At 64.8% G+C, this 21,514-nt stretch carries 17 protein-coding genes; 8 read left to right on the top strand and 9 right to left on the bottom strand.

Going from position 1 to position 21,514, the window contains the following annotated elements; translation table 11 throughout:
* The first annotated feature begins 3 nt into the window (after positions 1-3).
* The gene (locus ACQR07_RS29795) at positions 4-2,556 is read left to right on the top strand and encodes an ATP-binding protein (RefSeq protein ID WP_434905648.1); all 2,553 of its coding nucleotides are present in this window, start codon (positions 4-6) and stop codon (positions 2,554-2,556) included.
* Between the two features lie 182 nt (positions 2,557-2,738).
* Entirely contained in the window at positions 2,739-2,984 is a 246-nt protein-coding gene (locus ACQR07_RS29790; protein WP_009026773.1) for a hypothetical protein, read from the top strand.
* A 184-nt stretch (positions 2,985-3,168) separates the two neighbouring features.
* Here ACQR07_RS29790 and ACQR07_RS29785 read toward each other — a convergent pair whose 3' ends face one another.
* The gene (locus ACQR07_RS29785) at positions 3,169-3,786 is read right to left on the bottom strand and encodes a response regulator transcription factor (protein ID WP_434905660.1); all 618 of its coding nucleotides are present in this window, start codon (positions 3,784-3,786) and stop codon (positions 3,169-3,171) included.
* A 304-nt stretch (positions 3,787-4,090) separates the two neighbouring features.
* Between ACQR07_RS29785 and ACQR07_RS29780 the strand changes: the two genes are divergently transcribed.
* Together ACQR07_RS29780 and ACQR07_RS29775 are read left to right on the top strand one after the other, a co-directional pair.
* Complete coding sequence (locus ACQR07_RS29780; RefSeq protein ID WP_434905659.1) at positions 4,091-5,239, top strand: hypothetical protein; 1,149 nt, start codon at positions 4,091-4,093, stop codon at positions 5,237-5,239.
* A gap of 228 nt (positions 5,240-5,467) precedes the next feature.
* Positions 5,468-5,866, top strand: a complete 399-nt coding sequence (locus tag ACQR07_RS29775) for a hypothetical protein (protein WP_434905647.1) — start codon at positions 5,468-5,470, stop codon at positions 5,864-5,866.
* A 45-nt stretch (positions 5,867-5,911) separates the two neighbouring features.
* On the opposite strand, the gene ipdC is transcribed toward ACQR07_RS29775, so the two are convergent.
* The 7 genes from ipdC to ACQR07_RS29740 form a co-directional block, all read right to left on the bottom strand.
* A complete protein-coding gene (gene ipdC, locus ACQR07_RS29770; RefSeq protein WP_434905646.1) occupies positions 5,912-7,549 on the bottom strand; it encodes an indolepyruvate/phenylpyruvate decarboxylase in 1,638 nt (545 codons plus the stop codon).
* A gap of 99 nt (positions 7,550-7,648) precedes the next feature.
* Positions 7,649-7,888, bottom strand: a complete 240-nt coding sequence (locus tag ACQR07_RS29765) for a hypothetical protein (RefSeq protein WP_434905645.1) — start codon at positions 7,886-7,888, stop codon at positions 7,649-7,651.
* A gap of 107 nt (positions 7,889-7,995) precedes the next feature.
* Positions 7,996-9,105, bottom strand: coding sequence for a hypothetical protein (locus ACQR07_RS29760; RefSeq protein WP_434905644.1), 1,110 nt, complete (start codon positions 9,103-9,105; stop codon positions 7,996-7,998).
* A 699-nt stretch (positions 9,106-9,804) separates the two neighbouring features.
* Entirely contained in the window at positions 9,805-10,503 is a 699-nt protein-coding gene (locus ACQR07_RS29755) for a hypothetical protein (RefSeq protein ID WP_434905643.1), read from the bottom strand.
* 6 nt (positions 10,504-10,509) lie between these two features.
* On the bottom strand, positions 10,510-11,259 hold the full coding sequence (locus ACQR07_RS29750; protein ID WP_434905642.1) for a metallophosphoesterase family protein: 750 nt from the start codon (positions 11,257-11,259) through the stop codon (positions 10,510-10,512).
* 47 nt (positions 11,260-11,306) lie between these two features.
* A complete protein-coding gene (locus tag ACQR07_RS29745) occupies positions 11,307-11,600 on the bottom strand; it encodes a hypothetical protein (protein ID WP_434905641.1) in 294 nt (97 codons plus the stop codon).
* 63 nt (positions 11,601-11,663) lie between these two features.
* Complete coding sequence (locus ACQR07_RS29740; RefSeq protein WP_434905640.1) at positions 11,664-13,121, bottom strand: glycosyltransferase family 4 protein; 1,458 nt, start codon at positions 13,119-13,121, stop codon at positions 11,664-11,666.
* A 240-nt stretch (positions 13,122-13,361) separates the two neighbouring features.
* On the opposite strand from ACQR07_RS29740, the gene ACQR07_RS29735 reads away from it, so the two are divergent.
* Genes ACQR07_RS29735 through ACQR07_RS29725 form a run of 3 tightly spaced genes read left to right on the top strand, consistent with a single transcriptional unit; the run spans position 13,362 to position 19,203 of the window.
* Positions 13,362-14,315 carry a hypothetical protein gene (locus ACQR07_RS29735; protein ID WP_434905639.1) on the top strand — a complete coding sequence of 318 codons (954 nt, stop codon included), beginning with the start codon at positions 13,362-13,364 and terminating at the stop codon, positions 14,313-14,315.
* Between the two features lie 38 nt (positions 14,316-14,353).
* Positions 14,354-16,831, top strand: coding sequence for a glycosyltransferase (locus ACQR07_RS29730; RefSeq protein ID WP_434905638.1), 2,478 nt, complete (start codon positions 14,354-14,356; stop codon positions 16,829-16,831).
* Positions 16,828-19,203, top strand: coding sequence for a glycosyltransferase family 2 protein (locus ACQR07_RS29725; RefSeq protein ID WP_434905637.1), 2,376 nt, complete (start codon positions 16,828-16,830; stop codon positions 19,201-19,203). Before ACQR07_RS29730 ends, ACQR07_RS29725 begins: the two co-directional genes overlap by 4 nt.
* Before the next feature lie 100 nt (positions 19,204-19,303).
* Here ACQR07_RS29725 and ACQR07_RS29720 read toward each other — a convergent pair whose 3' ends face one another.
* Positions 19,304-20,272 (bottom strand): Hint domain-containing protein, encoded by a 969-nt coding sequence (locus ACQR07_RS29720; protein ID WP_434905636.1) that lies wholly within the window; start codon positions 20,270-20,272, stop codon positions 19,304-19,306.
* A gap of 140 nt (positions 20,273-20,412) precedes the next feature.
* On the opposite strand from ACQR07_RS29720, the gene ACQR07_RS29715 reads away from it, so the two are divergent.
* On the top strand, positions 20,413-21,426 hold the full coding sequence (locus tag ACQR07_RS29715; protein WP_434905635.1) for a helix-turn-helix domain-containing protein: 1,014 nt from the start codon (positions 20,413-20,415) through the stop codon (positions 21,424-21,426).
* Positions 21,427-21,514: the final 88 nt, after the last annotated feature.

Below are 21,514 nucleotides of genomic sequence, written 5' to 3'. Positions count from 1 at the left end.
ATGATGACCAAGAACAAGCGTTTCCTGGGTGCGCCTGCCGCGATCGCTCTCATCCTGATCTGCATTATCGCCGGGAGCAATCTGTTCTTCCTCACCAATCTGCGCGAGAACGCGCTGGTGCACGCGGAAGAGGATCTGAGCCGGCACAGCCTCACTTTGGCTGAGAATGCCGATCGGTCGGTGAAATCAGTCGACCTGGTGCTGTCGAGCGTGCGCGACTTTCTCGCTCGCGGCGGCGCCATCGACGCGCCCACCTATCGCAAGATCGCATCGGATCATCAGACGCACCTGCTGCTCAAGGAGAAGATCGCCGGGCTGCCGCAGATCGATGCGGTGACGCTGATCGACGCGCAGGGCAAGCTCCTGAACTTCTCCCGCTACTGGCCGATTCCCGATGTCAACATTTCCGACCGGGACTACTTCAAGGCGCTGAAGGGAGATCCGGCGCTGCAGACCTACGTCAGCGCGCCGGTGCAGAACCGCGGCGACGGCACCTGGAACATCTACTTCGCCCGGCGGCTGGACGACTCCGCAGGCGAGTTCATGGGCATGATGCTCGGCGCCATGTCGGTCCCCTATCTCGAGAATTTCTTCGGATCGACGTCCCTCGGTCTCGAGGCCGCGGTGTCGCTGATCCGTGAGGACGGCACGCTGCTGGCGCATTTCCCGCCGACCAGCGACATCGGCAAGCCGACCTCCGGCTTCGGCCAGCGCGCGCTGGCCGCCGGAGGCGTGCTGCGTGAACTGTCCGGCCGGACCGGCGACATGCGCATCCGCGCGGCAAAGATGCTGCCGAACTATCCCGCGATGCTGGTCGTGTCCGTGCCCGAGCAGCACGTCCTGAAGGCCTGGCGCGCCATGGCGACGCTGCTGGTGATCGTTTCGCTGGTCAGCGCGATGGCGGTGGTCGCGGCCGCGGTCCTGATCTCCCGCTGGTGGCAGCGTCACGAGCACCTGATCGAGGCGGCCAACGCAGCGAACGCAGCCAAATCGACCTTCGTTGCGATGATGAGCCACGAGATCCGCACGCCGATGAACGCGGTCCTCGGCCTCGCCACGACGCTGCTGGAGACCAATCTCGACCCCGACCAGCGCCGCTCGGTGGTCGCCATCCACAATGCCGGCGACAACCTGCTCGAGATCCTCAACGACATTCTGGACTTCTCCAAGCTCGAATCCGGTCAGCTGTCGCTGGAGGACATCGCGTTCTCCGCCGAGGCGCTGGTGCACAACACGCTCAGCATCATCGGCCCACGGGCCTCCGCCAAGGATCTCAAGCTGCGGAATGTGAGCGATCCGACCGTGCCCCCGGCACTGATCGGCGACGCCGGGCGCATTCGCCAGATCCTGCTCAACCTGGTCTCCAACGCCGTCAAGTTCACCGCCTCGGGCGAGGTCGTGATCACGACCCGCTGCATCGCCAAGGACGACGAGAAGGCGACCGTTGAATGGACGGTGACCGATACCGGCATTGGCATCGCGGCCGACAAGATCGGGGCGCTGTTCGCCAATTTCGTCCAGGCCGACAATTCGATCAGCCGCCGCTTCGGCGGCTCGGGGCTGGGGCTTGCGATCTGCAAGCGGCTGACCGAGCAGATGGGCGGCGAGATCAACGTCACCTCGACCCTGGGACGCGGCTCGACCTTCTCGTTCCGCCTGACGCTGCCGATTGCCGAAACCGTCGCGGCCCCCGAGCAGAACGACGACAGCATCTATGCGGCGCTGCAGAACCGGATCGCCGCCTTCGGCCGTCCTCTGCGTGTCCTCGTCGTCGACGATAATCCGACCAACCGGCTGGTCGCCACCAAGATGCTCAAGGATTTCGAGATCCAGACGGACACCGCCTGCGATGGCGCCGAGGCGGTCACCGCCGCCAGCCGCTTCAACTACGATCTGATCCTGATGGACGTTCGCATGCCGGAGATGGACGGCTTCCAGGCGACCCGAACGATTCGCGCCCGTGGCGAGCGCCGCTCCAACGTTCCGATCATCGCGTTCACGGCGAATGCGTTCATGGAGGACATACGTGCGTGCCGGGAGGCAGGCATGAACGACTTCGTCGTCAAGCCCGCACGCAAGAAGGCGCTGGTCGAAGCGATCCTGCGCGTGCTGCCGCTGCCGGCGGTAGAGGCGATCGCGTCCGACATCGCTCCGTTGGCGCCGGCCGAACAGGACGCAAAGCCCGTCGAGTTCTCCGCTGACGCCGAGGTTGATCCCGAACCCGCACTCGACCGCGAGGCCTATTCGGAACTGGCGGGAGAGATCGGCGACGCCGCCGCCCGGGAGATCCGCGAGGTCTTCATCAGCGAAACCAACGCACGATTGAAGCTGTTCCGTAAATTGTCGCTCGACGGCGAGCGCATCAAGATCGGCCGCGAGGCGCATTCGCTGAAGAGCGCTGCCGGCACGTTCGGCTACAGGCGACTTGCGAGCTACGCGCTCGCACTGGAGAAGAGCGCGCCGCGCTTGTCCCCGAGAGACTACTCAGAGCTGCTCGACAATATCGACGCGGCCTATGCGGCAGCGCGCGCCCAAGACCTGCAAGACTCGCACTGAGAAGAAGCTCTCGGACCGAGAGCAGCGCGCCGGCTTTAGATTCGGCGCGCAGACGATCAGGCCCGAGATGCCTAAAATCGTAATTCCTTACAATGGGTTGACGCCGTACTTCTACGGCTCACGATTTTCACAATCAACTAATCATGAGCTGCGAGACTGCGGATACATAGGAGATGTGTCCCATGTTTACGTTTGAAACCGCCGACCAGAAGGAAGTCAGGCGTTTCCGAATTGCGCAGTTCAACGGCCGGACCGCGACCGTGAAGTCCGGAGGAGCGACCATCACCGGCCACGTCCGCTCGGTCATGGAGAAGGAATCGAGCGTTCCGCCGCGTTGGACCATCACCATCGTACCGACTCCGCCCAAGGCACAGGCCCCGCTTCGCCCGGCCTCGCGCGTTCGTCCTTTCGCCGAGGACTATTTCTGATCCCTGCGACGGTCGCTGTCGCGCTCCCCCCCGATCTCCAAGCGCTCTCTCCGCCCCCGCGTCGCCAGTCGATGGCTTCATCGACGGCATCGCGGTTCGGCGTTGTGACCCGACCATTTCGCGAGTCAACCGTCGGCAACGCCTCACGTCACCCGGACGAAGCGGGCCACGCGATGCAGCAGCGTCAGGCGATCTGATTGAGGAGCGCCGCGCGAACGAGTTCAGCGGTATTGCGCGCGCCGAGCTTCCGCATCGCTTCGGCACGATGGCTCTCGAAGGTGCGCGGGCTGATGCCCATGCGCAACGCCCCTTCCTTGTTGGAGTGGCCGTCACTGATCAGCTTGAGTACCTCGCGCTCTCGCGGCGTCAGCGCCTTGTTGGCCCGACCGGACAGCGCTGAGGAGCCAACGCGCGCCGCGGCATCGTCAGGCGACGCAGACACCCGCGACACCGCGCCGAGTTGCGCCTGCGCTCCCGAAATCTGGCTGACCAGGGCACAGACCCGCTCGGTCTGCAGGAGCGCATTGTCCACGATCATCTGCACGTGGCGACGTTCGCCGGGCGTCCTCGCAATTTCGTCGCTGCGCTGCTTGATCTCGCCCATGTAGAGCATGAGCGCGGTGAGCGAGCCGTTGAGCTGGCGCGTCAGCGTGCCGACAGCATCGGATCCCTCGGCTGGATCCTTGGCGAGCGGCAGAACCGGGCCGGATCGCGACGACATCAGGGGACCGTCATTAACCTTCTGATCGCCGGAATAGGGAGCGGCGCGATCGTTTGAAAGGCTGTTGCTCAGGTGTGCCATGCCGCATGGTGCCGTATCACAGACTCGAACATGGTTAACACGAGGACCCGTAACAATACGGATCCGAGTGCAACTCGCGCATTCGTCGAGATTTTCTCTCATAAGTTGCAGCTTGAAGTCTTAACGCGTCGCAGATTGGAGCGGTCCGGTCAGGCGCTGCGGGACGAGGCTCCTGGCTCAAAGCACCCTCTGGTGCTTTTAGTTACCGAAATTAATCGGGCACCAACTGTTTCATGGTTCCATACACCTTGTTCTCGTCCGTATGGAGACGAGCCGTTTCGGATTGAGCTCACCCGCAGGCATCATGGGACCGGTCGACCGGATCTGGGAATTCCTGCAGCGGCTCTCGCCGCTGACGCGAAGTTGTTTGCTCAGCGAGCTCGAGCGGCTCGAGCTGAGTGGCATCGACATGCCTGGATCGGCCGACCTCCAGGCGCGGCTGCGCGCAGAGATCCGCAACACTGCTGCCGGCAACCATCGCGTGGCCAATCCGTCGCGCTACTTCTTCATGCCGGTCGAGAACCTGCTGATCGACGGATCGCCGGAGCACGCCAATGAAGGCCGGATCGCCCGCGGTTCGCTGACGCCGATCTGGGAATGGATTTCGCGCGACCTGCTGCCGACAATGGCACGTGACTACAACGCGCAGATGCGCGACCTGATTGCCTCGGACAAGCAGCGCGAGATCCGGCAGACTGCAAGCGCATTTCAGACCAAGGTGAGCAAGTCGCTCGAAGGCACGCTGGCGCGGGCGGACGGCATCGAGCAGGTCCAGAGCAAGCTGAAGGCCTACACGGCATCGCCTTCCGTGTTCGACGATGTCGTCAAGCTGATGAAGGTGCTTCGCGCCCGCGAGGAGCTCGCGAAGTTTGCCGACGCGCTGCCGGACCGCATCGTGGAGTTCGACGACCCGCAGGTCAAGAAGATGGCGCTGCTGCTCGACGGCCTCCGCAAGAAGCATCCCGACGCCGTGCCGTTCGCGCTGACCCTCGTCGCCAAGCGCCTGAAGGAGCCCTGGCAGATCATGCGGCTGGCGACCAAAGCCGCACGCAGCAAGAACGTCGCCGACGTCATCGCCGCGCCCTATGCGTTGACCATCCCGATGGTGCTCGACCAGTTGGAAGACAAGCGGCTCGCGCTCCGGCTGGCCTTGAAAAACAATCGCGTGACAACGGCCAAGGAAATCCTGACCAGCATCTACGACATCGAATATGCCATCCAGGTCCGTATCGACCGGATCGAGGAATCGGAGTGGGGCACTCGGCTGAGCGCGATCCTGGCCAATACCGACAAGATGGTGCAGGCCGAGGTCAAGCGTTTCCCCGACGAGGTCGGCCACGTCCTCGGCTCGAACCGGCTGCGCGGCCATCGTTCGCTCGGCGATCGCTTGAGCTACTTCGCCTACAAGGGGCGCGACGCGATCAAGACGGCGCTGCGCTCGGCCACCGGTTGACGCCAGCACGACTCCGGACGCAGCAGCCTCCGCCTTTCACACGACACTCGTCCTTTGAACTCTGGCGCGCGGCTGATGCCAGGTACTTCGTCCGTGCAGCAACTTGGCATCGACTCGCACCGTTTCATTCGTCCGCTCAGATTGACATGGCTTGGCACCGCGCCATGATGCGCCCGGGATAACGCGAGCGATGAAATCACGGAGGCCGATGTGAGAGCGAGCAGGATCTTGCTGGTTGTGCTGGCGGCGATTTGCGCTGCGCTGACGAGCTCGGGCGGCGGGGCACAGACCGCGCCGGATCCAGCGGCTACGCCGACCGCCGACAACGCCATGCTGTTGACCGTCTTCCTCAAGCACGACCAGTCCCGGCCGCTCAGCGAGCTGAACGCGCAGCTCGAACGTCAAGGCTTCTACAAGGCGTTTCCGCCGGCGGGCGTCGAGGTGGTGAGCTGGTACGTGATGATGGGAATAGGCCAGGTCGTGACGCTGCGGCTCCCCGCCTCGCGCCTGCGCGAGGTCAACCGCATTTTCGAGACCTCGGCATGGGGGACCTACCGCACCGAGTTCTATCCGACCTATGATTACAAGGCGATCGGGTTGGCCAATCACGACAAGGCCATGCAATAGACGCGCGCGCCTCGATGCAAGCGCTCGCCCGCAACTATCCCGCAACTATCCCTTGGCCATCCGCTCGCGGGCCGATTTGAAGCCTGCGACGAAGCGGGCCAGCGTGTCCGACGTCTTGCCGCGCGGCAGCATCACTTCGACCAGCGAGAACTGCCCGCGACGCAGCACCGCGCGCTCCAGCGCCGCGATCAGCTCGGCCCGCGTCGTGACGCGCTCGCCGACGCCGCCGATCGAATTCGCGATCGCCGCGTAGTGCCAATCATCGAGATTGTTGAAGCGCGATTCCGGCTGGAACACGCGCAGCATCTCCCAGCTGCAATTGTTGAACAGCACCACGATCGGATCGAGGCCATAGCGCCGGCAGTTGCCGAGCTCCCAGCCGGTCATCTGGAACGCGCCATCACCGACGAGGATCAGCGGGCGGAGTCCGGTCGCGGCCACGCCGACTCCCGCAGGCACGCCGAAACCCATTCCGGCATAGTAGCCCGGCGCCGCCAGCGCCGTATTGTCGATCTCCATCGCGGTGAACAGGCAGTCGCCGATGTCGGCCGTCATCGGCATCCGCCCGTGACGATCGAACATGTCGTTGATCGCGGTCGCGATGTCGGAAGGAGCAATCGGCTCGCCGTCCGCGAGCAAACCGCGCGGATAGGTCGAGCGCTGCCGCACGACGTCGGATGAGGCGGCCCGCGGCGTGGCGCGGTCGTCGAGCGCGTCGATGAGGTCACCGAGCGGCATGTCGCGATAGACATGATGGCCGATCTGCACCTCGCGGCTGGCGGCGAGGATCATGCGCCGCGGATCAGGCGCGCGGTTCGACAGCGCGAAATTGGTGTCCGACAGGATGACGCCGAGCATCAGCACCAGGTCGGCGTCTTCGACCAGCTGCGTAATCGCCGGATTGCCTGCGGCGCCGAGATAGGTTCCGGCGACGACGTCATCGGCCTTGTCGAGCAGCCCGCGCCCCATGAACGTCGTGACCAGCGGCAGCCCCAGCTTGCGTGCCAGCGCTGCAATCCTGTCCTCGACTCCATAACGCCGGATCTCGACGTCGACCACGATCACCGGCCGGCCGGCGCGTTCGATGCGGCCGAGAATCTCCTCGACACACTCGCTCAGCGCCTCCTGATTGGCCTGCCGGGGCGGCAGCTTCACCACCGGCTCGACCTCGACGTCCACCATGTCGCGCGGGAATTCGAGATACACCGGCAGGGACATCTCCTTGGCGCTGCGCAGGACGCGCGCAATTTGCGCCGGCGCCGTGGCCGGATCGCTGAGAACCGCCTGGTCGCAGGTGATCTCCTTGAACACCGCCAGCTGCGTGTCGACGGTGCGGGCCTGATGGTGCAGCAGGAAGCCCGAGACGCGCTCGCGGGCGCCCGGCGCGCCGGCGATGACCACCACCGGCGACCGCTCGGCATAAGCGCCCGCGACGGAGTTCACCAGATTGAACGCGCCGGCTCCATAGGTCACCACGGCGACGCCGAGGCCGCCATGGTAGCGTGCCGCGGCGTCGGCCGCGAAGCCGACTGCCGGCTCGTGACTCAGCGTGACGCTCGGCAGGATGTTGCTTTCCTCGATCACCTTGAACAGCGGCAGGACGAAGTCGCCGGGAATGCCGAAAATTTCACGGGCGCCGTGGTCCTTCAGCGCGGCGAGCAACACCTGAGCGAGAGCGGGCATCCTAGTCCTCGTGCACGTGGCATCCACGCTGGTGCTACACGAGGACGGGCACGCTGCCAATGTCGGGCGCGAGAGGGTCTCGGTCGTCGGGGCTCGCGATCAGCGGGCGAGATGTGTCGACGGCGCCTGGGTGCTGCTCACCATGAACCCCGCAGGCTGGCCCGTCGGAGCAACGCCGCGAGGGATGCTCATTGACATCGAGACTGCGACCGCCAGACCGACGATCATCGCCAGTTTCATCCTGACCGTCCTGCGGTCGGTGATCGGCAGGAACACGAAGAACAGCAGCGCTGCCAACAGGACGCCATCGATAACATAGATCATTTCCACCTCCATCATGGCGCGGAGGATGGCGCAGATGAGACATCTCGACTGTGGTTCGTGTCACATAAGCTCGACCAAGCACCACCGACGAACCGCAGCAGGCGAGCCGACGGCATGGCCGTTCAGGGCTTCTGGCACTCCGAGTAGAAGGTGCCGTTGACGGCCACCAGACGCTCGAGGCATTGCCGCTTGTCGGTCACCTGGCCGCCGACAGAGAAATCGAACGCGCGCCCTTTCACGACGAGCGCGTAGCGGCCAGCGGGGAACTGCAGATCCGGATCGCGCGGCGTGATCTCGAACATCTGCGGATCGTTCTTCAGCGGAGCCACGCGGCAGGGAATCGAGATGTTGCGAATGACCCACGCCTCGTCCTCATTCGACACGACCGGCTTGCCCGAGGGATCGAAGCTGGTCGCCTGCCGGACCTTGGCGACAATCCGGACTTCGACCGTTTCGAACAGGTCGGCCGCGGACTCACGCTGGAACACGATGAACTTCACGCGTCCGTCCGGCAGACGCGTGTCGCTGGGCTTGGTAATCGCCGCGGAGATCGCAACGCGCGCGTCCGGCACCCGTCCTGCCAGCTGCTGCAGTTCGAAGAGCTGTGCCGAGCTTTCGGCGTACACGCCATAGGCGGTCGGCAGTCGTGGATCTCTCGCGGGAGCAGCCGGTGTCGCGGCTGGCGCCGGCGGCTCCGGGAGCGGCGAAGACGAGGCGATCACCGGCGCCGGAGGAGGAGCCGACGTTCGTATATCGAACAGTCTCGCGCGCAAGCCCGCGACGTCGATGTCGGCGCGCCGGATCGACACGATTCCGAAAACGATGAGAGCCATGAGCAGCGCCACGGCCGCAAATCGTGCCGGCATCGACGACGACAAGCGACGGACCGCAGTGGGCAGCAGTGCCGCGCGCTGTCCGTTCGTCCCGATCGGAGACAGCGCATTGGACGCTCGCGCGTCGAGCGCATGTTCGATCACAGCCACCGGGAAACGTGATTCGGCTGGTAGCCGCGGCACGGGCACCGCGGACGGCGGCGGCAGGCTGTGTTGCATCGCCGCGGTCATGTGCGCCTCGACCCCAGAGATGGCGACCTCGAGGGCCTGCATCAATCGCGCTTTTTCCCCCGGATCATCCTCCGACAATTGCTGCAGCTTGTGCCGCGCGAGCTCATAGACGGCGCTGCGTAGTTGCTCGGGATCGCCCTTCACCGCATCGATCGTACGCGCCAGCACGAGCGCGAACTCGACCTCAGGATGAATCCTTGCCGTATCATTGACCTGAGAGGGTAACCGGTCCGACGTCATGAGGCTGAATGCCGAATTGTGCAGCTTCACATTGAATGTTATTCGACGCGGTATTCAGGAAGCATCTGATTGATGGCCGAGCTTGATGAGGACTGTTTCCGGGCGGTTTCGCTGAGGATAGCCCAGGAACGTAACATTCTCACGCGTTAACATTTTAAAGCGCCGCGCTGCACGAGACGTTTGCAGCAGTTGCTGAACAATCTGGCTACACAATTCTGCCGCGCCGTGGCATAGTCACGTGCATTGACCGAGCGCTTCTCGTGTCGCGCGTGTCGCCCCTCAACCGTCACGTCGGTGTCTGAAGTGTTCGATAAAATTGATTGTGCATGACGTCATCTATCATTGGACTTCAAATGCGGGATAACAACATGCCTCGTTCTGAACACTACACCATTTCGACGACACTCCCGAAGATCTTGGAACCACCAATGCCGACTTCTACCTCAGGGAGCGAATTGCTCTCCTGATCGACGAGAACGAGAGGCTTAGGCGCATTGCTGCCGAGCTTGCCCACCAGACCGGTCGTGTACGCCGGCTGAGCCTCGGTCCCAGCTGACGGATCATATTCGGTTCACTCTGCGTACAGAGCCAGGTGCTGCCGGAACTCGTTCCGTTGCAGCGACGTGATCAGCGCAGCAGAGCGAGGCGATCAGGCGCGATGTCGGCGACCACGCCGACCAGCAATGCACGACCAGCCGGCGAACCGCTCCGATAAGCGTCGGAGACATCCGATGGAAGCGCCGCCGGCTGCATCTTCGACGACCGCAGCAGCGCCGTCGTTGCATCTGCGCGAATCAGATCCACAAGTTCGCGGTCATCCAGCCTTCTCAATTGCACGGCCTGCCGCAGGCGTTCGGCCGTGAGACTGCCTGAGGCAGACGATGTGAAATAGACCATTTTCATCGCCTGCGTGCTTCGCGAGGCATCCGCACCCGCGCGCTCCAGAAGCGCGGTGCGCGCCAGCCACAGCCTCGGCTGCAAAGGTTGCTGGGCGAGCGTACGGGCTATGAGCTGCTGGGCATGCTCGATGCGAAAGATCGATCCGGCAGGATTGTCGTTGTCGGCCGGAGGACCCTGCAACGCGGCGTCCACCGCGGACATCGCCAGCGCGGCACCGGGCGCCGTATCGAACGCCGTCAACAACTCGTATGGCAGCGAACCCCGCCGCGGCGGCGCGACCACCTCGCGGCTCGCGAGGCCGAGCCAGATTTCTCCGATTGCGACGCAGGACACGGCTGCCATGGCGACGACCGGTCCGATGCGCAGCATCCGGCCGCGGACCATCCGCCACATGAAGCGCTTCGCATGGTGGGCGACGACCGGCATGACGAGCTAGCTCGATCGGCCGACGTAGCGGATGTCGACATCATGACCGTGAATGACGAGCACGGCCAGCCGTCCGGTCGCATAGGCACCGAGGTCGATGTTGATCCGATGCTCCCTGATATCCGGCTCTCGCACCGGTGTATGACCGTGCACGATGACCTTGCCGAAATCCTCAGTGCTGCTGAGAAACGGCTCGCGGATCCACATCATGTCCTCTTCGCTCTGCTCCGAGAGCGCGACACCCGGGCGGACACCGGCGTGGACGAAGAAGAAATCGCCGCAGGTGAAGGACGGTCTCAGTGAGGCAAGGAAGTTGACATGCGCTGATGGCAGCGCCTGTGCCAGCGACCTGCGCAAGAGGTCCGCATCGACATTCGATCGGGGTACCATGATGTCGTAGGACAACAGCGTCGTCGTGCCACCGAGCCGCAGCCAGTCGTGAATCAGATCGTCGCGACGGAGAACGTCGGAGAGGATCGCTTCGTGATTGCCACGGACAAACGCGCTCGGGTGACGGCGCGCGCGGGAGATCAGCAGATCGAGCGTGCGGCGCGAGTCCGGACCGCGATCGATGTAGTCGCCGAGAAAAACGTGGATGACTCGCTCGGGACGCGAGCGCGCGATGTCCTCGTCGATCAGGTCGAAGGTATCGGCCAGCAGATCGGCGCAGCCATGGACGTCGCCGATCGCGTAGAGGGCGACGCCATCCGGGATCCGCGCACGCTGATCGACGCGCGACAACAGCCTGCTAAACATGCGAGCCCACCACCGGGCCGGTCATCTCGACGCGCCGCGACCGCCGGTCAGCGGTACCATCCCGTATAGGCGCCCCAATAGCCCACGCCGCCATACGGACCGTAAGCGCCGTAGAGCGCCATGCAGGAATAGCGGTCCGGGCATCCCCAGCGGCGGTGGCGGATGCGCTGCGGGTAGACATCAACTTCGGTGACGGTCTTCACGTGGCGCTGCTCGCGCGGCGGGATCGCGGCGTCGGCCGCGGACGCGGTCGTGATGCCGCTCGTGCCGAGCAGCAAGCCGACGATGAGGCCGGCTGCACCGCGAGCGAGCGTCCGGCGAATGGCGGCACCTGATGGCATCGACGTCTCCTTGAAGGGCAGGCCTGCTGGCCGCCGATTCATAACACGAGGAATAACGGAAATCTAACTTTGGGGGATGCGGCGTGTTGGACCGTCACCTTTCGAAGCAGATTGCGAGGATCGCCCGCGACCGGACTTGACCCGCTTGGCGGCCATCTTGCCTCCGGACGCCAGCTTGGTGTTCTCGGAGGGAGCCTTTTCCGACCGCTCGGCCGCTGGCGACGCATTGCTGGCCACCGCCTTGTTGCGCCGTTCCCAGGATGGCAGCACGCGCCCGGGCCAGAACCGACGCGACGGCGGGCGCGGCGGCTCGGCCGCCAGCAGGCTGCGCATCTTCGGCACGCAGATCCGCTCGGCGTCATAGTTCTCGATCACATGGCGTCTCGCCGCCTCACGCATCGGCTGCATCCGATCGCGATCCTTCAGCACCGCAGACACCCGCTCGGCGAGCTCGTCGACGGCATGGAACGGGACCAGCATGCCGTTCTCGCCCGGCTGCACCACCTCGCGCAGCGGCGCGGTGTCGGAGCCGATGACGACACAGCCGGCACTCATGGCTTCCAGCAGCGACCACGACAGCACGAACGGATAGGTCAGATAGACGTGCGCAGAGGAAACCTGCAGCGTCGACAAGAAGATTTCATAGGGCACGCGGCCGAGGAAATGGACACGCGAGAGATCGATCTGATTCCTGACCTCGTTCAGGAAGATCGTCTTCCAGCTGGTGCCCACGGCCGGCGGCATACCATACGACACGCTGTCGCCGCCGATGATGACGACCTGCGCCTTCGGCCGGCGGAACAGTATCTTCGGCAAGGCCCGCATGAAGATGTGATAGCCGCGCAGCGGTTCCAGGTTGCGCGCGACGAAGGTGACGACCTCGTTGCTGCGATTGAGCTCGCGCCCGTCGGGCAGACGCAGCCGCGCCAGCGGATTGGGCTTCACGAACGCCGTATCGATGCCCTCGTGCACGATCTCGATCTTGTTCTGATACTGCGTCGGAAAGGTCGAGTGCTGCCACGACATCGGCGATACGCCGATGTCGCAATCCTCCAGTGCCAGCAGGGTCGTCGCGTTCTTCAGATGCAGGCCGATGTGACCGTCGAGGCCAGGCACCGGAAACTCGGGATCGAAGCCGATGTCGCGGCCCTGCGCGCCGTAGAAGAACTCGCAATACAGGATGATGCGCGCCTTCGGGAACATCGTCCGCAATGGCAGCGTCTCGCCCCACCCCGGATGCGCGAGAATGACGTCGGGCGTGAAACCCGAGGCCGAAAGGCTCGACAGGCTGTACAGCACCTGCTCGGCGCGCCGGCATTCCAGATCGAATCGCCTGGCGAACGGATGAGTCGCAGTCACATCCGCATCGGACAGCGCGTATTTGAGAAGCCGGACTGACGGAATCTGCTGCGCATTCGCGGCTCCAATCGCTACCAGCTCGTTGCCCGGCTCCTTGGCCAGCGCCGCTGCGAGATTGCGATACTGCGCAGGAAAATTGTTATGGACGAACAACACTTTCATCGGGTCATCGCCGCGCTGGCTGGCCCGATCCGAACGCGAATTCCTCGTGGTCCTGCAATCACCTGGAAAAACGAACGCCCAAATATTTTCGCCCCGAGCTTCTCGATATCGAACATTTCGGGGCGCGAAGTGTGAAGTATGTGATATTGTCCATCACACTAGAACAGCATGATGGATTTGTCATGCCTGTTCGGATGCTGGGTCAACCGAGGCGCGCACAGCGGGCGGGAGCTAGAAAAAATGAATCGCGGCACAGACCTTGATCAGCATAAAGTCGTACAGCTCGACCGTGGCCTGTTCTTCGTCAGCTATAAGAGCGCTGAGGACGCGACCTCTCCGCCCCGGGTGATGGTGTCGCCGGCCCCCGGACACGAGCGCCGAGTCGAGCTGGTGCTGCATCCGGACGCCGACGAGCCCGTGCTCTGGCAACCCAATTCCTCGATGGTCGTACGGGTCGAGGCCCCGGCCACGCTTCTGGTCCAGGTGCTGCCGATGCGCCATGGCGGCTCGCGCGCCGCAGCCGTCCGGATCGAGCCGATCACGCCGGGCAGCCCACCGACCTTGACTCGCACCGCGATGGCCTATGCGTCCCCAGCCGTCTCCTCCCCGGCTCCGGCACTCACCCAGGACGTCGGTCCTGGCCTGCACGTGCTGGCCCATGTGGCCGGCATCGGCGACGTCATGGTCGGCCAGAATGCGTGGATCGCCGGTCCCACGGCCCCGTCGCGCGTGGAGGGGATCATGCTCGACTGGCCGGACATGCCGCCTGGTGTCGACATTCGCTACGCCGTCCAGTTCGCCAATGCTTCGGCCGGCAACAGCAAGATGGTCCCACTCGGAACCTTTGCCGGAACCCGCGGCCGCGCTCTCCCGATCACGGGCATCGTCCTCGAGATGACCGGCACGAGCGATCTGCAGTTCGTTGCCGAAGCCGTGTTCCTGAGCGCGCCGACCTTGCGGGCGACCGGCCGTCGCGTCGTTCTCTCCGGTCCCACCGGACGCGAGCCGCTGGTCGGGCTCCGCATCAACGTCGAAGGAACGCAGCAGGCAGAGGTGGCGGTGTCGGTCCAGCCCGAGCCCGCCAGGCCGAGCCGCAAGGAGGCGTCGTCGGGACGCGTTCGCGTGTTCCGCAGCAGGCCGCGGCAGGACGCCGCCGCCGCCGGTACGGGATCAGCCCGTTCGTCTCATCCGTGATAGGCTGGGCTTCGGCCTGACGGCCAGAGGTGTTCGTCATGGACGGGGCCATATCCGAGCTGGCCAGGCCGGCTCGTCATCATCTGCGTCTGGAACGCCTGGCTGCGAGAGCGCTCGCAGCGGAGGATTTCGTCGCGTCGTTCAAATATGCCGACCGCCGTTGCCGGATCGATCCGCCGCCACAGGCGCATTGCTTCGTGCTGCGCGCTGAGGCCGCCTGGCGCCTCGGCCAGCGCGACTCCGCCCTTGCCGACCTGGCAAGGGCGCTTCAGATCGCGCCACACGACATCGGCGCCAATCGGCGGCTGCTGGCGTGGGCCGATGAAGACGGCAGGCGCCAGGCCGCGAACGAGCTCCTGCTGTCCGACACCGGCAATGCCAGCCTGCGAACGGCCATGGCCATCCTGCGCGATGCCGGCGAAACCTGCTGGGCCGCGCTGTCAATCTATGATGCTGACATCATCGGCTGGGTGGCCTGGGCCGGCGACGCCGAGATCGAGGCCCGCCTCGAGACCACAGACGGCTCGCTGACCAGCCTGCTCGACGCCGACCCGTTCCATCCTCTCGCGACCGGCAAGATTCAGGCGACCGCGTTGAAGCTGCGTCGCCCTTTGTCCGAGACCGCGCAAACGCTGACGCTTCGGCACGACGGGCACATCTTTCGCACCTACCGCCTGTCCCCGGCCGCGACCAGACCGCTGCGGGCGCCTTCTGCCGCTTCCCCCACCGAGCGAGCGGGCCGCGACATCACGACGGTGATCGTGCCGGTCTATGGCGACACGGATGCCACTATCGCCTGTCTCGACAGTCTCTGCCGTGCGCGAGCGGCGGGCACTCAGAGCGGCACCGGCGCGTCGTTCCAGATCCTCGCCGTCGACGACGGCAGCCCCGAGCCGGCGCTGAAAGCCCACCTCCAGGCCTTGGCGGCGCTCCAGCAGATCTCGCTGCTGGTCAACCCGACCAACCAGGGCTTCATCGGCGCCGTCAATCGCGCCCTGAGCAAGGTCCAGAACGGCGATGTGATACTGCTGAACGCCGACACCGTGGTGCCGCCGGGCTTCGTCGAACGGCTCGCCGCCGCCGCTCATTCCGCCGCCGACATCGGCACGGTGACGCCGCTCTCAAACAACGGCGAATTCTTTTCGTTTCCTGTTCCCGACATCTCCAATCCGATGCCCGGCGAGGCCGAGATCTTCGCCCGGGACAAAGCCGCGGCGCAGGCGAACACGGGCGAGATCGTCGACATGCCGAGCGGCATCGGCTTCTGCCTCTACATCAAGCGCGCCGTCCTCGATCGCATCGGCTCATTGTCGGAGAGCTTTCGGCGCGGCTATCTCGAGGACGTCGATTTCTGCCTGCGCGCCCGCTCCGCCGGCTTCCGCAACGTGTGCGCTCCGTCGGTGTATGTGGCGCATCACGGCTCGCTCTCGTTTCAGATGAGCAAGCGCGCGCTCGTGCTGCACAATTTCGACATCCTCGATCGCCGCTTTCCGGACTATCGCAATGAATGTCGCGCCATCGAAACCACTGATCCGCTTCGCCCCTGCCGCGCTGCGCTAGAGGCAGAGCTTGCCGTGAAGGAGCGCAACCCGGCGCTGGTCGTCGCCGGGCGCGGCGCCTTGCGACAAATCGCCGAGGCGCGGGCGCGTCAGCTGATCAACAGCGGCGAGCACGCCATCTTTCTCCTTCCTCAACGCGCGAAGCTCAGCTTTCGGCTCGCAGCGGCCGACGGCGACGTGCCGCAATCGCTGCTGCTGCGATTCGATTCGCCGAGCGCGATTGCCGAAGCCGAAGGCGAGATCGCGCGCTTGCGCCCCTCGCGCATCGAAGCGATCGACCCGGCACTGCCCTCGGCATTGACCGACATCGCGCGCCGCCTTGGCGTTGCCTTGCACCGCTGGATCACGACGGCCGATCTGCCGCTCATGGAGGGACGCGCCAACGAGCGCTGCCTGGCACCGACCGCGGCTGCGCTACACTATGCCAATCGTCGCGCAACGCAGCGCCCAACAACGAGTGAGCGGGACGGCCGCATCACTCAGCAACTCGGCTGGCCCATGCATCCGCTGGCGCTGGCCGACGCCGAGCCCGAGCGGCCGCGCTCGCTGATCGTGATCCCGACCGGACCGTCGAGTCAGGCCTGGCAGGCGATCCGCGCCGTCGCGCATCACATCCGGACATCGGGCAAGACGGTGCCGATCGTGGTCGCGGGCGAGACGCTCGACGATCGCCGGCTGATGTCATACCCAAACATTTTTGTCACAGGTCCCGTCGCGATTGAGGAGTTGCCGGACCTGCTCGCCCCGCATAATCCTGGCTGGATCCTGACGGACTTCGAAGCGCCCTTGTTCGGCCACCCGCTGATCGAGGCGGCCAGACTGGCACCCCGCCCAGTGGCGTATCGGAGCTGGACCGGCGAAACGCTCGACGCGCGCGCAGGAGACCTGGCCCTTCCCGGCACGGCGGACGACGAAGCTCTAGCTGCAGCGGTCACCCGCTGGATCGCGACATCATGACGACCATGCGCAGGCAGAACACTTCCGCGCGGCCGCCGGCCGCGACCAAGGGCGAGGAGTTGGCAGAAACCAGCCGTCTTGTACTGCTCGACGACGGAACATTGGCCGGGTTCGTCGTCGATCCCAGCGATCTCGAGCGCCGCTTTACGATCGAAATCCTGCTCGACGGCATCGTGACGGCCACCGCCTATGCCGACAGTTTCGTTCCCGAGCTCGCCGGGCGCGGGCTCCACGATGGCGGCTTCGGCTTCGCGGTCGACATTCCCGCCGCCAAGCTCGCCGCAGCCAGCCGCATCGAAGCGAGAGTTGCGAATCTCGGTACTGCCGTTGGTAACGCGATCGACCTCTCCTCGGTCGAGGACGGCTTCGGCGATCCGCGTCCGAATGCACGGCTGCGCTGGCATGGCGGCCTGCGCGTCGCAGGATGGATCGACAGCCAGACGGAAAGCAGCCTCGAGATCATGGTCGATGGCGAGGCCGTGGCGCAGGTTCGCGCGGCGATCTGGTCGCGCATCGACGATCCGGCGGAGCCCACGGGCGGGCGCAACGTCCGCGCCTTCGACCTGCATCTGCCGGAGCGCTTCGCCGATGGCCGCGTCCATCAGCTCACGATGCGCAAGGATTCGCGCGAGCCGCTCGCCGCCAGCACGATGTTCGTGGCCTTTCCCGACGGCCTCGCCGGCATGATGGAACGCATCGGCGAGCTGCCGTCGGAGCGCCTGCGCGGCGAGCTGTACGATCAGATCATACCATCGTCATTGCCGCTCGCGAGCTACGTGTCCTGGCGCGACCGGTTTCCGATGCCTGCTCCCGCGGCGAGCCAGCTCCAATTGTCCGTGATCATCGTCGGCCAGTCCGGTGCCGAGCGCACCATCGATTCGCTGGAGGCACAGAGCTACCCGAGCTGGACCGCCGGCATTCTCGAGGCGCCGGCGCCGGCACTCGACGCCGACGCATTCGAGGAGTTCCTCGACGAGGTCGCAGCCGATTCGGACGCCATCGTCGTGCTCGCGGGTGGAGCTCTGCTCGCTCCTGACTCGCTCGCGCGCATCGCCGCCTCCTTCGACCAGCATCCGGAGTCGGTCGCGCTCTATGGCGACGTCGACCTCGTGGCCGATGACGGCGAGCTGTGGCCGATGGCTTTTCCGGCTTTCGACTACGAGCGCATGCTGGAGCAGGGCTATTGTGCGCATCTGTTTGCCTTGCGCACCAATACCGCGCGGGTCGCGCTCGTGGTACGGCCGGAGAATCTCTACCGCCTCTTCAACGCCGCGTTCGACGTGCCCGGCCCCGCGGCGGCCCTCGTGCTGCATCTGCCGGGCTCGCTCGGCACGGTCGAGCGCTTCGATGTCGCGACCGCCAGCCACTATCTTGCCGCCGCGACCCGGCTGCACCTCGAGACACGCGGCCTGCCGGCGACGGTCGCTGTGAGCGACGGCGATCTGTTTCCGGCCGTACGGGTCCGGCGCGAAATCGAGCGGCGGCGCACGACCATCGTGATCCCGACCCGCGACAGATTGCCGCTGCTCCGCGCCTGTCTCGACAGCATTGCGCCCGCGGTGGCGCGGTCGAAGGCGGAGATACTGGTCATCGACAACGACAGCTCCGATCCGGAAACGCTGGCGTTTCTCGCCGCTTTGCCCGGGCGCGGCATTGCCACGTTGAAGGTCGCCGGCCCCTTCAATTTTGCCCGACTCAACAATCGTGCCGCCGCGGCCGTCGACAGCGACGTCCTGTGCCTGCTCAACAACGACGTCGAAGCCGCCGACGATGGCTGGCTCGAGGAAATGCTGGCGCGGCTCTCCGAACCGGATGTCGGTGCTGTCGGGGCCGTCCTGACCTGGCCCGGCGGCGTGATCCAGCACGGCGGCATCGTGCTCGGTCCGAGTTTCAGCGCCGCGCACGCGTTCACCGACCGCATGGCCGACGATGCGGGCTACCTCGACCTGATGCGGGTGACTCACGAATGCAGCGCCGTCACCGCCGCGTGCCTGGTCACGCGTCGCGCCGACTACCTCGCGGTCGGCGGCATGGACGAGGTTCGTTTTCCGGTGACCTACAACGACGTCGACTATTGCCTGCGGCTGCGCGAAGCCGGAAAGCGCATCGTGCTGACGCCGCATGCCCGGCTGGTGCACGCCGAATCGGCCAGCCGCGGCAAGGACCGGCGCGCCGACCGGCGCGGCCGCTACGAGCGCGAGCTCGACATGCTGCGGGCGCGCTGGGGCGAATATCTCATCGCCGATCCGCTCTACAGCCCGCTGATGTCGCGCAACGGCGTGCCCTACGGCGCACTCGCCTGGCCGCCCGGCGATCGCGAGCCGCGCCTGAACGAACCGCCGATCGCGCGTGATCTGCCGGCCGGCATCTGAGCTGCGCGTCAATCCAGCTGAAAGTTTAACAGGCCATCCAAACGAAACAGGCGGCGCGCGCCGCCTGTTTGCATTCGTTCAAGTCCGAAACTGAAGCGGCTTACGCCGCTGCAGTGTCGTCTGCCGCACCGGGCACCAGCTCCTGGGCTCTGGCGGCCAGCATCACGCGGGTGGCAACCGGCACCTGCCGGTGCGACTTGGCGCGCGGATAGGGCAGCTCGTTGATCGGCTTGCCGTTGGGATAGAGCGCTTCGTGCTCGGCCCAATTGTCGAAATGCAGCCGGTCGATGTTGTCGACGAACGTCTCCGCCGGCGTGTTCTCGGCCAGGATCAGCGAGTGATCCTCGACCTCGACGTGATAATAGGTGAAGGTCGTCGGCACGTCGGTCTCGCGCACGATCGAGGTTCCGTTGACGAGCGCGCCCGCGTGAATCAGCGCCCCCTCGACCAGAATGGCATGATCCGGCGAAACCAGCAGGTCGCGCGCCGGCACGTTGTCGCCAAGCGCACCAGCCTTGATGCGGATCGGCAACACGCGCAGCCTGTCGGCAAACCGCAGTGAGACGGTCTGCACGCCGAGCCAGTCGACGGTGGCGACGCGGCCGTCATGCGTGCGCACCTGGTCACCGCGCTTCAGCGTCTCGACGGCGACCTCGCCGTCGGGCGTCTTGATCTGGGTACCGGCGTAGAAGCAGATGGTCGTCTCGTACGACGTGATCGTGAGTTTGCCGTTCACGCCGTTCAGATTGCCCGAGTAGGGGGAGTCCGTCAGAAAATAGTACGTGCCGTTTGGACCCTGAACGATAATGCCGCTCAGCGTCGAACCATGGTCCTTGGCATCTGCCTGCCCGACGAAATCATAGTTGCCCTGGGCAAGGTTTCCCACGATGACATCGGTGACCTTAATTCTGTCACCAACAGTCATGTCATTAGTCGGAGTCGGGTCTTTGACCGTGACGCCGCCGCCGACCGCGTTGACGGTACCCCCCGGAGTGGCATCAACAATCTTAAAGTTTGATCCTGAAAAACTCAACTGATAGGCGAAATTGAAGGTTTCGGTCGCAGCCATAAACACCCCCCTACTGAAATTCGATTGCTGAGATTTGTTATCAATGTGATATAGAACCAGCAATTAACATACGCGCTCCATAAACGATTTGGTAATAATTTGAGACGAACTGCAAAGATAGCGGCTACCAATTACCTCGTATGGACCTGACTAATTGCGCTAACGACCCCGGACAGCCGATCTCTGGCGCGCTTGGCTCACGGCGCTGGTGCGATGTTTTGTTTCCAGTTTTCGACGTCACAGATGATTGCCCCATCGGGCCTGATGACGATTTCAACGTGTGGTCGACGCAACGCGGCGCGCTCAACGTGTGTCGCGGCGGGCCGCAGGAGTTGCTCCGCGTGCCCCGCATTGTCAGCGGCCGCGCGTTTGATCAGATCGGATTCTGTCTGGTTCGCTCGGGGATGCTCAGTCTCGACACCCAACGCGATCGCCGGACATGTGCTGCGGGAAGTGTCGCCGTGTTCAGTCTTCGCTCCCCCTTTCGTCTTTCATGGCAAGACAAGGAAGCGGCTCGGTCGAGCATCACGTTGTGGCTCGCGCCGGCAAGGCTGAGCGGCATGTCCGATGACAACGTCCACGGCCGCGTCCTCTCCACCAGCGCGGCCGTAGCCGTCTTCGGTGCGGCGCTGCAGACCGTGGCCGAAGAGGTGCAGCGCAGAGGCCGGCAGGCGCTCGACGACGTAAGCGACGGAGTAGCCACGCTGGCCATCAGCCTGCTCTCGACCGACAGCCAACCGTCGGACGGGGCGCCGTCCGAGCTGGCGTCGTTCGTGACGATCCGAAACTACATCGACGCCAATCTAAACGCGCGCGACCTGAACGCAACAGCTCTCGCCCGCGCCTTCGGCCTGTCACGTGCTTCGTTGTATCGTCTGTTCGAACCTGTCGGCGGCGTCGCGAGCTACGTTCGCGCTCGCCGCCTCGAGCGCGTCCGTGAGACGATCAAGGAGCCCGGCCTGCTGAACAAGAGGATCGCCCCCGTGGCCTACGGCACCGGCTTCAAGAGCATCGCATCCTTCAACCGCGCCTACCGCCAAGCCTTCGGCGAAAGCCCCCGTCAATCCCGCAAGGGCGCACGCCGGGGTGTCGTGGAAAGCGGGACAACCGAGCAGCTGGGGTTGTTGGCGCGCGGGTTGATGGAGTTGGAGTGAGTTTACATGAGTCTCCGCCCACCGCTCCTGGACCTTCATTCTTGCCGGAAGCGGCGCGAGACATTTGAAAGGAGTGACGCCTTGAGCA

The sequence above is a fragment of the Bradyrhizobium sp. HKCCYLS20291 genome (assembly GCF_051167715.1).
Classification (GTDB): Bacteria; Pseudomonadota; Alphaproteobacteria; order Rhizobiales; family Xanthobacteraceae; genus Bradyrhizobium.
The sequence above is the reverse complement of the archived record's forward strand: the minus strand, read 5'-3'. Positions and strand labels throughout refer to the sequence as shown.